The organism is Agrobacterium sp. MA01 (assembly GCF_009650195.1).
Classification (GTDB): domain Bacteria; phylum Pseudomonadota; class Alphaproteobacteria; order Rhizobiales; family Rhizobiaceae; genus Allorhizobium.
In genome coordinates this window covers 599,818-612,952 of sequence record NZ_CP045854.1, presented here as the reverse complement: position 1 = coordinate 612,952, position 13,135 = coordinate 599,818, and the positions used below count along the sequence as shown (strand labels likewise).

At 61.7% G+C, this 13,135-nt stretch carries 11 protein-coding genes; 9 read left to right on the top strand and 2 right to left on the bottom strand.

The features are described 5' to 3' along the window. The first annotated feature begins 3 nt into the window (after positions 1–3). From GH983_RS02795 to GH983_RS02755, 9 genes are all read left to right on the top strand, one after another. A complete protein-coding gene (locus GH983_RS02795; protein WP_153761551.1) occupies positions 4–1,428 on the top strand; it encodes a LutB/LldF family L-lactate oxidation iron-sulfur protein in 1,425 nt (474 codons plus the stop codon). A 3-nt stretch (positions 1,429–1,431) separates the two neighbouring features. Then, complete coding sequence (locus tag GH983_RS02790; RefSeq protein ID WP_153761550.1) at positions 1,432–2,109, top strand: LUD domain-containing protein; 678 nt, start codon at positions 1,432–1,434, stop codon at positions 2,107–2,109. A 131-nt stretch (positions 2,110–2,240) separates the two neighbouring features. Next, positions 2,241–3,578, top strand: a complete 1,338-nt coding sequence (locus GH983_RS02785) for a glycosyltransferase family 1 protein (RefSeq protein WP_153761549.1) — start codon at positions 2,241–2,243, stop codon at positions 3,576–3,578. Next, positions 3,575–4,333: an HAD-IIB family hydrolase gene (locus GH983_RS02780; protein WP_153763536.1), complete on the top strand. Its 759-nt coding sequence runs from the start codon at positions 3,575–3,577 to the stop codon at positions 4,331–4,333. The genes GH983_RS02785 and GH983_RS02780 overlap by 4 nt, the downstream gene beginning before the upstream one ends. A gap of 174 nt (positions 4,334–4,507) precedes the next feature. Next, a complete protein-coding gene (locus tag GH983_RS02775; protein ID WP_194842775.1) occupies positions 4,508–5,017 on the top strand; it encodes an NUDIX hydrolase in 510 nt (169 codons plus the stop codon). Positions 5,018–5,194: 177 nt separating this feature from the next. Next, on the top strand, positions 5,195–6,700 hold the full coding sequence (locus GH983_RS02770) for an inorganic phosphate transporter (RefSeq protein WP_054148772.1): 1,506 nt from the start codon (positions 5,195–5,197) through the stop codon (positions 6,698–6,700). 19 nt (positions 6,701–6,719) lie between these two features. Beyond that, positions 6,720–7,457 carry a 16S rRNA (uracil(1498)-N(3))-methyltransferase gene (locus tag GH983_RS02765; RefSeq protein ID WP_054148771.1) on the top strand — a complete coding sequence of 246 codons (738 nt, stop codon included), beginning with the start codon at positions 6,720–6,722 and terminating at the stop codon, positions 7,455–7,457. 142 nt (positions 7,458–7,599) lie between these two features. Further along, entirely contained in the window at positions 7,600–8,973 is a 1,374-nt protein-coding gene (locus GH983_RS02760; protein WP_153761548.1) for a glutamate--cysteine ligase, read from the top strand. Positions 8,974–9,084: 111 nt separating this feature from the next. Then, the gene (locus tag GH983_RS02755) at positions 9,085–9,999 is read left to right on the top strand and encodes a DUF937 domain-containing protein (RefSeq protein WP_153761547.1); all 915 of its coding nucleotides are present in this window, start codon (positions 9,085–9,087) and stop codon (positions 9,997–9,999) included. Positions 10,000–10,074: 75 nt separating this feature from the next. Here the strand turns inward: GH983_RS02755 and GH983_RS02750 are convergent, their stop codons facing one another. Both GH983_RS02750 and GH983_RS02745 read right to left on the bottom strand, forming a co-directional pair. Then, positions 10,075–12,582, bottom strand: coding sequence for a methyl-accepting chemotaxis protein (locus GH983_RS02750; protein WP_054148768.1), 2,508 nt, complete (start codon positions 12,580–12,582; stop codon positions 10,075–10,077). A gap of 209 nt (positions 12,583–12,791) precedes the next feature. Continuing rightward, on the bottom strand, positions 12,792–13,103 hold the full coding sequence (locus GH983_RS02745) for a DUF1127 domain-containing protein (RefSeq protein ID WP_153761546.1): 312 nt from the start codon (positions 13,101–13,103) through the stop codon (positions 12,792–12,794). Between the last annotated feature and the right edge of the window lie 32 nt (positions 13,104–13,135).

Below are 13,135 nucleotides of genomic sequence, written 5' to 3'. Positions count from 1 at the left end.
GGCATGCAATTCACCGCCCCGCAGTTCAAGGACAATGCAGCCCGAGCGCTGGCCGACGGCCAGTTGCAGAAGGCGCTGACAAATGTCGAGAAGGGTTTCATCGCCAAGCGTGCGGCCGCAGTCGCTGCCCTTCCCGAATTCGACGCCCTGCGTGACAAGGGCCGCGAGATCAAGAACCACACGCTCGCCCATCTCGACCTCTATCTCGAAGCCTATGAGCACAAGGTGACGGAATCCGGCGGCCATGTGCACTGGGCCGAGAGCGCCGAGGATGCGCGCCAGCTGGTGCTCGACATCTGCCGGCGGGTCGGGGCAAAGACCGTGACCAAGGGCAAATCGATGATCACGGAGGAGATCAATCTCAACGACTTCCTCTCCGAACATGCGATCGAACCGGTCGAGACTGATCTCGGTGAATACATCATCCAGCTTCGCGGCGAGCATCCGAGCCATATCATTGCGCCTGCGGTGCATCTCAACAAGGAGCAGGTGGAAGAGGATTTCCGCCGGGTGCACACGCATCTCGACCCGAAGCGCGACCTCACAGCACCGGAAACGCTTTTGTCCGAAGCGCGGCAGGTGCTGCGCAAGCGTTACTTCCAGGCAGATGTCGGGATCACCGGCGCCAACTTCCTGATCGCCGAGACCGGCACCTCCGTGATCGTCACCAACGAGGGCAATGGCGACCTGACACAATCGCTGCCGAAGGTGCACATCGTCGTCGCCTCGATCGAGAAGCTGGTGCCGACGCTTGAAGACTGTTCGCAGATCCTCAGGCTTCTCGCCCGCTCGGCGACCGGCCAGGACATTTCCGTCTATACGACCTTTTCCACCGGGCCGCGCCGGGCCGAAGATCCTGATGGGCCGGAGGAGTATCACGTCATCCTGCTCGACAACGGCCGTACCGCCATGCTCGGCAGCGAGTTCCAGGACATGTTGCGCTGTATCCGCTGCGGCGCCTGCATGAACCACTGTCCAGTCTACCACGCCGTCGGCGGCCATGCCTATGGCTCGGTCTATCCGGGGCCGATGGGCGCTGTTCTCACACCGTCTCTTTTCGGTGTCGACATTTCAGGCCATCTGCCGAATGCCTCGACCTTTTGCGGGCGCTGCGAGAGCGTCTGCCCCATGCACATCCCGCTGCCGAAGATGATGCGGCACTGGCGCGAGCGCGAGTTCGAGAAACATCTGAACCCGGCCACGGCGCGCTACGGGCTGGGTGTCTGGGCCGTCTTTGCCAAGCGACCGAAGCTCTATCGTATGGCGACATCGATCGGCGCGCGTATGCTGAGCTTGATCGGCGGCAGTCGGGGACGCATCGCGTCCCTGCCCTTTGCCTCGGGCTGGACCGACATTCGCGATCTGCCGGCACCGGAGGGGCAGACCTTTGCCCAGCAATGGGCCGCACGCCAGAAGCAGGGAGCCTGAACCATGGACAGCCGCCAGGCCATTCTTTCCCGCATCCGCACCTCGCTGAAAGCGACCGGAGGCGACGGCGAGCGAGCAGCAGTCGTAGCAAATCGCCTTGTCGAGCGCCCGCAAGGAATCATTCCGAAGCGCGGCCAGCTTCCGGCCGATGAGCGGCTCGCCCTCTTCATCGCCATGGCGGAAAAATACAATGCGACGACGGAGCGGCTCGGGACATCCGGCAGCCTGCCGGCTGCCGTCGCGGAGTATCTGAAGCAGCGCAACCTGCCGGCCTCCATCCGCATCGGTGGCGATCCCCGTTTGACATCACTTTCCTGGCAAACAGCCGGCACGCTGGAGGTCCGATCTGGCGCGTCCGACGGCAATGACCTTGTCGCGGTCAGTCATGCCTTCGGCGGGATCGCCGAGACGGGTACGCTCTGCGTTCTCTCTGGGCCCGACAACCCGGTGACACTCAACTTCCTGCCCGACCATCACATCGTCGTCGTCGAGGCGGCCGCGATTGTCGGGGATATGGAAAGCCTCTGGGCGAACCTCCGGAAGGGTCAGGGCGAGACGATGCCGCGCACGGTGAACATGATCACCGGGCCGTCTCGCTCTGCCGATATCGAACAGACATTGCTGCTGGGTGCCCACGGCCCACGGGCACTCCATATCGTCATCGTCGGGACGACGGCGTGAGCGCTTGCGAAGGCCCGGACGTAAAGGTTCCGGGTCATCGCGAAAATTTCATCTAAAAAACGAAACAATTTCCGACCTAGTGCGTTACTATTCCCGCTTCTTAAGAACGAAATTTTCAGAAGGTGGGGATTATGGCACTTCAAACGGATCCGCATGAGACGCCGCGCATCGCGCTCGTCTCAACGCATGGCTACGTCGCAGCCCAGCCGCCACTCGGAGCCGCCGATACCGGCGGCCAGGTGGTCTATGTTCTCGAACTTGCAAAGAAACTCGCCCAGCTCGGCCACAAGGTCGATATCTTCACCCGCCGCTTTGAAGACCAGCCTGAGATCGACGAGGTGGACGAAAACGTGCGCGTCGTGCGCATTCCCTGTGGCGGACGGGATTTCATTCCCAAGGAATATCTGCACCGGCATCTGACCGAATGGAACGAGAAGGCCCTGCGCTGGATCAAGCGCGAGGGACTGACCTATCTCTTCATCAACAGCCACTACTGGGATGCCGGCGTTGCCGGACAGCGCCTGTCAGAAGCGCTTCGCGTGCCGCATATCCACACGCCGCATTCGCTTGGGATGTGGAAAAAGCGGCAGATGGAAACCGACTATCCGGAGCGCGCCGACAGGTTCGACGAGGAATTCAACTTCAAGGAACGCATCCAGCACGAGTTGATCGTCTATCGCAGCTGCCAGCTGGTGATTGCCACCACGCCGATCCAGCTGGACATGCTGACCGAGGATTATGGACTGGCACGCAATCGCGTGCACATGATCCCGCCTGGCTATGACGACAATCGCTTCTATCCGGTCTCGGAATCCTCTCGGCAGATGGTGCGCCAACGCTTCGGCTTCGAAGGCAAAACGGTTCTGGCACTCGGGCGACTGGCAACCAACAAGGGCTATGATCTCCTGATCGACGGCTTTGCCGTCATGGCGGAGCGCGTGCCGGACGCGCGGTTGCGGCTGGCGCTCGGTGGGGAAAGCCTCGATGCGCAGGAAGAGACGATCCTTGCCCAGCTCAAGCAGCAGGTGACCGATCTCGGCATCTCAGACAAGGTAGAATTCTCAGGCTTCATTCCCGACGAAGACCTGCCTGACATGTATCGCGCCGCCGATCTCTTCGTGCTCTCCAGTCGCTACGAGCCCTTCGGCATGACGGCCATCGAGGCCATGGCGAGCGGCACGCCGACGATCGTCACCATCCATGGCGGCCTCTTCCGCGCCGTCAGTTATGGTCGTCATGCGCTGTTTGCCGACCCCTTCGACAAATATGATCTCGGCATCACCATGATGAAGCCCTTCAAGCATCCGAGGCTTTACGGGCGATTGTCGCGCATGGGTGCGCACAAGGCTCGCAGTCTTTTCACCTGGACCGGGATCGCTCAGCAACTCGTGGCTCTTGTGGAAGGCCGTCCGGTGGCGCAAGCTCTTGAAGAAAGCGACTGGGCAGAACCATGGAACGACGGGGATTGAAACCGATCCGGCTCTTTTCGTCCGATCTCGACGGGACGCTCGCGGGGGACCGCGATGCGTCAGTCGAGTTCGCGCGGCTGTGGCAGACCTTGCCGGACGGCGAGCGACCGCTGTTGGTCTACAACAGTGGCCGCCTGATCGAGGACATCATGGAATTCACATGGGAACAAGGTTTGCCGCAAGCCGATTTTCTGATCGGCGGCGTCGGCACCATGGTGCATTCGTATGACCATCCTCATCTGTCGGACCAGTATACGGCGCTGATCGCTGATGGCTTCGATGTCGACCTGATCGAGGCGGAACTCGTGATGATGGAGCGGCTGACGCGGCAACCGGCACAATATCAGCATGACTACAAGTCGAGCTGGTATCTTCATGATGCGACGGCGCAGGATATTCTGGAACTGGAACAGATGCTCGCCAGTTCTGGTCATCGAGCACGGGTCATCTATTCCAGCGCCCGCGATCTCGACGTTCTGCCTGATGTCGCCGACAAGGGAAAGGCGCTCACCTGGCTCTGCGGCGAGCTTGAGATCGGCCTGGACGAGGTGGTGGTTGCGGGCGACACCGGCAATGACAGGGCGATGTTCGAGCTCGATGGCGTGCGCGGCATCATGCCGGGCAATGCGCTTCCCGAACTCGTCAGCCTCGCGCAGGCACGGCCGGGCATGATCGCCACTCAAGGGACCGCGGCCCGCGGCGTGATTGACGGGCTGAAGGAATTCGGCGTGTTTGCGACGTCGAAAGACAACTAGATGTCGGCAAATGCGACTTTCGAGTACCGAATGTCGCATTGAATCGAACACATGGCGCCTACACCTGATAGGCAGCGATAACCATCGTGTGAAAAGCGTATCATCCGCGCAAGATTGGCCGCAAGCGCGCGGCGTTTTGGCGTAGTCTTAAAAACGAATCGAGGTGCAAGTTCATTGGGTATCATTGGCCGTATCACATCTGACCTCAGGCTCATGCTGCAGCGTCCGCCGCGGCAGCAGTTTGCTGCGATCTGTCACCGGACGCGCAAGAAGACCGGCGAGCTCGAGGTGCTGCTGATCACAAGCCGGGATACCGGGCGTTGGGTCATTCCGAAGGGTTGGCACATGCCGGGCAAGCAGCCCCATGCCATCGCCGAGCGAGAGGCCTTTGAAGAGGCTGGCGTCAAGGGCAAGGCGGGCATCGAGCCCGTCGGCTATTATACCTACATGAAGAAGATGCGTGGCGGGCACAAGGTGCCGACCCGCGTTCAGGTCCACGCGCTCGACGTGAAAGGCTTCGTCAAGGAGTTCCCCGAGAAGGGCGTTCGTCGTCTCGAGTGGGTCAGTTGCGCGGAAGCAGCCACCCGCGTCGAGGAACAGGAACTCAAGTCACTGTTCCTGGAATTCCCGAAGCTGACACAAATGCCCGCGCCAATCCCAGAAAAGGCTGCAAAACGGGCCTGAAAGCGACTGTCACAAAACTGTCATATTGCAGCGCAGCCCCTTTGTCGCTAGGGGCTTCTGCGACCCGATGAGATATGCCGTGACGTGCCTGTGGCCCACGGACTATGCGTCATCATCTGCCGCTACAACAAGAGAATGAGGAAACCGGACAGGGACCCTCTTCCGGAGACACCCGCCATGGGCAAGCCAAAGCCAAAACTCGTGAAGCCGACGCTCGACAAGGATCTCGACAAGATCGCCCATGTCGAGGAAGCGGCGCAGCACGTCTCACGAGGTTTTGCACCGCTTGGCATCGCGCTTATCTTCATGGTGCTCGCCACCGTGTTTGCCGGAGCGCTCGCCATGGACCGGCCGGGCGCGTGGATCATCGTCGCTGCGGCCGCGATCGGCGCCTATATGGCGATGAATATCGGCGCCAATGATGTGACCAACAATGTCGGACCTGCCGTTGGATCACGCGCCATGACCATGGGCGTGGCTCTGACCATCGCCGTGATCTTCGAAACGGCAGGGGCGCTGATTGCCGGCGGTGACGTCGTGTCAACGATCTCACGCGGGATCGTGGATCCGGCCAAGATGCCGAGTGCCGATGTCTTCATCTGGGCGATGATGGCGTCGCTGCTCTCCTCGGCGCTCTGGGTCAACCTTGCGACCTGGATCGGCGCACCTGTATCCACGACCCATGCCGTGGTGGGCGGCGTGCTGGGCGCAGGTGTCGCGGCAGCGGGCATGTCTGCCGTCGACTGGGGCGTCATGGGCGGCATCGCGGCAAGCTGGGTCGTTTCGCCTATCCTCGGCGGTGTGATCGCGGCGCTCTTCCTCGCCTTCATCAAGGAATTCATCGTCTACCGCGAGGACAAGATCTTGGCGGCACAACGCTGGGTGCCCTTGCTGATCGGAATCATGACCGGCTCCTTCACTGCCTATCTGGCGCTCAAGGGCCTCAACAAGCTCATTTCCATCAGCCTGTTGCAGGCCTGCCTGATCGGCCTTGCCTTCGGCTTCCTGTCGTGGTGGCTCAGCGTGCCGCTGATCCGCAGACAGTCGCGCGGGCTGGAGAACCGAAACCAGTCGCTGCGCAAGCTCTTCCAGCTGCCGCTGATCTTCGCAGCTGCCCTGCTTTCCTTTGCCCATGGCGCCAATGACGTGGCGAACGCCATCGGTCCGCTGTCTGCCATCGTGCATGCCGCGCAGGACAGCGAGATTTCCGGGCAGGTCACAGTGCCTTTCTGGGTTATGATCATCGGTGCTGCCGGCATTTCGCTGGGACTTCTGCTCTTCGGTCCGCGCCTGATCCGGCTCGTCGGCGAACAGATCACCAAGCTCAACCCGATGCGCGCCTTCTGCGTCTCGCTTTCGGCAGCCATCACCGTCATCGTCGCCTCCGCGCTTGGCTTGCCCGTCAGCTCCACGCACATCGCCGTCGGTGCCGTGTTCGGTGTCGGCTTCTTCCGTGAGTGGTACACGCGCAATTCCAAGCGGCGCATGGAATATATGCGCAACAAGGCCGAGCGCTTTGTGATCGAGCCGAAGCCGGAGCGCAATCCGGAAGAGATCCGCCGTCGCTATCTGGTGCGCCGCTCACACTTCATGACGATCGTGGCGGCGTGGATCATCACCGTTCCGGCATCTGCCGGCCTTGCAGCCGTGCTGTATTGGGTTATGTCTCTGATCGCTCTTTGATCCCGGAGACGAGACCATCATGCGTGCCAATTACCGGATGCAGCGGCTCTACGTGACCGCCGACCTTGCTCTTGCCCAAGCCTTCGAGGCGACCGCGGAGCAGTTCAACTACCTCGCCAATGTGCTTCGTTTCGAAGAGGGTGCCGAATTGCTCGTCTTCAACGGACGGCATGGCGAGTGGAAGGCGCGCGTGCATTTTCCGACACGCAAAAAGATCATGATCACGCCGGCCGAAGAGACGCGTCCGCAGCCTGATGATTGCGATCTGCATTTCCTGTTTGCGCCGCTCAAGGTCGGTCGTATGGACTATCTGGTGCAGAAGGCAGTCGAGATGGGCGCCGGCATCCTGCAGCCGGTGATGACGCAACACGTCCAGGGCAAGATCGGCAATATCGATCGCCTGCAGGCGAATGCCGTGGAAGCTGCCGAGCAATGCGGTGTGCTTGCCATTCCGAAGGTCACCGAGCCGGTGAAGCTTCGCGACCTCCTCGAGCGCTGGCCCGCAGAACGCCGGATCATCTATTGCGACGAAGACAGCACCACGCAAAATCCCCTGCCCGCGCTGTCGCGGATCGAGGAAAAGTCGCTCGCGCTTCTGGTCGGTCCAGAGGGCGGCTTCTCCGACGAGGAGCGTCAGTTGCTGAGGTCCCTGCCCTTCGTGACGGCCATTCCGCTCGGACCCCGCATCCTCAGAGCCGACACGGCCGCAGTCGCCGCAATGGCCGTCGTGCAGGCCGCCATCGGCGACTGGCGCTAAGCTTTATTTCCGCTTCACTTCGTTCCAGTTTTTTGAGCCGAGCATGAGAGATTTTCACTTGCACGGCACAGAAATCCGGTTCAATCAGCCTCAGTGATGGGCTCAACTGTGCCCACCGACGACGCCCAGCAAGGTAGCTTCCATGGCCCGTGACACGACCGACCAGACCCCTCTCGGCACTCTCGACGATATGGCGGCCTATATGGCCGAAGGGTCGAAGCCGAAGGACCAGTTCCGGATCGGCACCGAGCACGAGAAGTTCGCCTTCTTCCGGGCCGACAACAGGCCCGTTCCCTATCATGGGGAAGCCAGCATCTCGGCGCTCCTCAAGGGCATGCAGTCCAAGCTCGGCTGGGAGCCGATCATGGACGGCGATAACATCATCGGGCTCGGCGAGCAGCATGGCATGGGCGCAATCTCGATCGAACCGGGCGGCCAGTTCGAGCTTTCCGGTGCACCCGTGGAAACGCTGCACCAGACCTGCAAGGAATCGAACCAGCATCTCGCGGTGCTGCGGGAAATCGCGGAGCCGATGGGCATCCGCTTCCTCGGGATCGGTGGCAGCCCGAAATGGACGTTGGCCGAGACGCCGCGCATGCCGAAGTCACGCTACGACATCATGACCCGCTACATGCCGAAGGTCGGCAGCCAGGGGCTGGACATGATGTACCGGACCTGCACGATCCAGGTGAATCTCGACTTCTCCTCGGAAGCCGACATGCGGCAGAAGATGCGGGTGTCGATGAAGCTGCAGTCGCTGGCAACCGCGCTGTTCGCCTCCTCGCCGTTTACGGAAGGCAAGCCGAACGGGCTTCTCTCCTGGCGGGGCGACATCTGGCGCGACACCGACAATCGCCGCGCCGGCGTGCTGCCCTTCACCTTCTCGAAGGACTTCTCGTTCGGCGATTACGTCGCCTGGGCCATCGATGCCCCGATGTATTTCATCGTGCGCGACGGGCGCTACCACGACTGCACCCACATCACCTTCCGCCAGTTCATGGACGGCGCACTCAAGGGCGAAGTCGCCGACTGGGCGCCGCAACTGGGCGACTGGACCAACCACCTCTCCACCCTCTTCCCCGACGTGCGCCTGAAGCGCTTCCTCGAAATGCGTGGCGCCGACGGTGGCCCGTGGCGGCGCATCTGCGCGCTGCCGGCGCTCTGGGTCGGCCTGCTCTACGATGATACGGCGCTGGCTGCGGCCGATGATCTGACTGCCGACTGGACCGTCGAGGACGTGATTGCCATGCGCGATGCGGTTCCGGTCCAGGGGCTCAAGGCTTCGGTCGCGGGGCGCCCGCTGATGGAGGTAGCACGCGAAGTCGTCGAAATGTCACGCGCGGGGCTAAAGGCGCGCGGCCAATTGAATTCCGAAGGCCAGGACGAGACGGTGTTCCTAAACACACTGGACGAGGTTCTTGCCAAGCGGATGACGCTGGCCGATGACATGCTGGCTCTCTACCACGGACGCTGGAACGGGTCGGTCGAGCCGGTATTCGAAGACTATCAGTACTGAGCAAGCGGTCGCGCCGCGCCTGGCATTGAGCCATCCGTCAAAAAGCGGTTTGCCTGATGGCCATTCCGGATATAGTGCTGAATCAACTGCACGCATCCGGGGAGAAATGCCATGCTGCCACTGTTCGACATGATGATGCAGGCGCAGAACGGCATGGCGATGGACGCCATGGCCAAACAATATGGTCTGGCGCAGGAACAGGCCGCCAAGGCAGTTGCCGCGCTGATGCCGGCCTTCGCCTCGGGCTTCAAGCGCAACACCACCAATCCTTACGATTTCTCGGCCCTCGTCCAGGCCATGACTTCGGGCAACTATGCCAAATATTTCGAGGACATGAGCTCGGCCTTCACGCCACAGGGCATCGCCGACGGCAATCAGGTTCTGCAGCAACTCTTCGGCTCCAAGGAAGTGTCGCGGGCCATCGCCGCGCAGGCCGCCCAACTGACGGGCGTTGGGCAGGACATCCTGAAACAGATGATGCCTGTCATGGCGGATACATTGATGGGTGGACTCTTCAAACAGACCACCGGGCAGTTCTCTGGCGCCAATGCCTTTGCCGGAACACCGATGGGCGCGATGATGCAGCAATGGCTGGAAAATACCGGGCTGCAGCCGAAGCCTCAGCCCCAACCGGCGGCAATGGCAGCGGCGATGTTCGACAATCCATTCATGCGCGCCTTCCAGGACATGATGGGCGGACAGAAGAAGCCGGAACCACAGGCAGCGGCCAACCCCTTCATCGACAACCCCTTCACCAAGGCCTTCCAGGACATGGCGGCCGCCTATACTGCGCAAATGACCGGGCAACCGACTGAGGCAGTGAAAGCTCAGCCAGAGCCGGCAAAGGCTCCGGAGAAGGAAGCGCAGGAAAGCTTTGCGGCCATGGTCAACACCATGTTCGACAGCGGGCTTGAAGTGCAGAAGAGCTACCAGAAGAGCATGGAGCAGATCTTCGACACCTATCTTTCCGCTTCGCGCAAGGAAACGCCCGAGCGTTCCGATCAGGCTCCGGTCGACAAGGCCTGAGCGGCCGAAGCATCGCAGGCAAACGAAAACGGCGCGGTTTCCCGCGCCGTTGTGCATTTTAGCTGTTGTAGCGGCTCAGAATTCTTCCCATTCGCCGTCCGGCTTGCCGTCCTTCGCCTGGTTCAGCTTGGCGCCAAGGCCGATCGAGATCTTGTCCATCAGCGAGCGCGCCGGAGAGGCAACGGCACGGCTTCCGGCTTCTGCCGGTGCCACCTTCGGCTTGAGGAAAGATCGCGTTGCGGGTTTCGCCGCGCTTCCGGCAACAGGCGCCGGCTGCGGCGCTGACGGCGGAACAGGGCGGCCGAAGCTCGTGTCGCGCTGGTCGGCAAAGCGGTTCTGAATGGTCGTGGCATTTGCTTCGAGGGTGAACTGCCCCACGAGACCGGAGAGCATCTCGGCATCACGGGTCAGCCCCGCCATGTCGGCATTGGTCTGCTCAGCCGCCCGTGCGTTCTGCTGGGTGACGTTCTCCATGCGGGCAACCGCATCATTGATCTCGTTGAGGCTTGCCGACTGCTGCTTGGCAGCCGAGGCGATCGAGTGGATGTGATCGCCGATCTGCACCACCTGGCCTGCGATCGAGGAAAGCACAGTGCCAGTCTCGCGAACCATTCCGACCCCGGTTGCCACTTCCTCACCCGATTTGGTGATCAGCGCCTTGATGTCCTTGGCTGCGGTCGCCGAACGCTGCGCGAGTTCGCGGACCTCCTGGGCAACGACGGCAAAGCCCTTCCCGGCTTCGCCGGCACGGGCTGCCTCGACACCTGCGTTCAGGGCCAGCAGATTGGTCTGGAAGGCGATCTCGTCGATGACGTTGATGATCTTGGAGATCTCGCTTGAGGCATTCTCGATGCGCTGCATGGCATCGACGGCGCCGCCGACGATTTCGCCCGAGCGGTCGGAATTGGCACGCGCTTCGCGGGCGAGACGCGAGGCATTCTCAGCGCGTTCCGACGAATGGCGGATCGCATCCATGATCTGCCGGATCGCGGTCGAGGTCTCGACCAGGGCGGCGGCCTGCTGTTCGGTGCGCTGGCTGAGGTCGGCTGTGGACGAGCTGACGGTGCTGCTCTTGCGGTTGATCTCGATGACGTTGCCGTGCACGGCGGCAACGGTGCCCGACAAGCGTTCGAGCGAGGCATTGAAGTCGAGACGCAAGCGGTCAAGATTGCCGGCGAGCGGCTTGCGGATCGTGCCGGTCAGATCACCATTGGCCAGACGCTGCAGCCCTGCTCCGAGCACGTCGATCGCTTCGGTCAGCTCTGCCTGGGCGGCGGCACGTTCTGCCTCGCGCTGGTGACGCTCGCTTTCGGTGGCCGTGCGCCGGCTTTCGTTTTCCGCCTCGAGTTGGCGCTTGTCGATCTCGGCCTGACGGAAAACGGCGACTGACCGCACCATGTCGCCGATCTCGTCGGAGCGGTCGATGCCCTTGAGGTCGATACCGGTATTGCCGTCGGCAAGCTGCCCCATGGAGGTGACCAGCTCGGAAATCGGACGGGTGAGGCTGCGGGAGAAGATGAAGCCGACGAGCGAGCCGACCAGCACGAGCACCGCACCGATGCCGACTGATTTCAGGCCCGCGGTGACCAGCTGCGCGGCGACTTCGTCCTCGCCGATGAGCGCCACGACGGACCAGCGGACATCGCCGAAATCGAGCGGCACGACGGCGGCATAGCTCGTCATGTCGCGATAGCCGGTGATGTCGCCGCTCGCATCCTGGCCACTGATGGCACTGGCCACCATCGACGATGACAGGCTCACCTTCAAACTCTCGACGTCTGCCGTCCGAGGGCTATCCGAAACCAGCATGCCGGACTTGTCGACCAGCACCGTTTCCCCGGTCTGACCGAGGCCTCGGGTATTGGCAAAGATGGTGTTCAGCTGATCGTTCGGCAGCTGGTAGGCAAGCACACCGAGCTTGCGCTCGTTCATGATGATGGGAACAGCGACGAAGGCCGCCGGCGCGCCAGCAGAAGGCTCGTAGGCCTCGAATTCCGAATTAGCAAAACTCTCGGGATCGTCGCTCGCGATCGCCTTCTTGAAGACCTGTGCGAGGCCTGTATCCTTGTAGGGGCCATTAAGAAGGTTGGTACCGAAGTCGCGCTCCTTCATGACGGTGTAGACGATGTTGCCGTCCGCATCGATGAGGAAGATGTCGTAATAACCCTGCGCCTTAAGATGCTTGAGGAAGGTCGCGTGCCCCTGGCGGTGGGCGCGGTCGTAGCTGTCCTTCTTCGCGCTGTCGAGATTGTACTTCTCACCGACTGGGTTCGGGTTTTCGTCGATGTAGCGCCTCTGCAGTTCGCCGGCCGGATCGTCACCCAGCTTGGTCCAGGCACCGGTGATGCCGAACAGCGCCTGCTGGGTCATCATGTCGGCGGCGGTACCACGGGCATCGAGCCTGATGGCTTCGAGGAAGCGGCGTGCCTCGTTGCGGCGACCGTCGGCTGTCGCCTCCAGCTTCTGGTAGACCTGCTCATCGAGGATGCGGCTTTGCTGAACCAGACCGATGGCCACGGAGGCACTCAGGATCACGAGGGCAAACAGCGTGGCGGCCAGGGGCAGCTTGGTCGATATACGCATGAGGGGTCTCCGAAAAAGGTAGCACGTCAGGCATTTTCATCGCTGACATACGCTCGTTAGCAACAGGTTACTTCCGGTCGCTTTTCCCCTCGTATTTCACACCCTTCATAGTTATTTTAGCGTTTACAAAAAAGCCCGGTCCAGAATAATCGGACCGGGCAAGAGGCAGGGCTATTGGCTATCACCCTGCGGGGTTGGATCAGAGTGTCTCAATCGGTCTTGTGACCGCGAAGGGATCGCTCGGCGCGGCGGCGCGCCAGGCGGGTCAGCTGCTGCGAAGGATCGTCAGCATAGCCGTGTCCACGCAGCACATCCTGGACATCACCCCGGCTGAGGCCGAGGTCGTTCAGAAGGCGCTCGTCGAGATCGGCGAGTCTGTTCGCGGCAAGTCGGTTGCGCACGCCCACGCGAAGGGATCCGATCCAGGCCTGAAGGCGGAACAGACGCGCGGCAAGCGTCCGGGCCGGCCGGTCAACGGCGAGGTCGAGGTCAAAGTCGAGGATCCGATCGTTCGTGCGCATGGCTATTTCCTTTCAGCGGGCACGAGAAATTG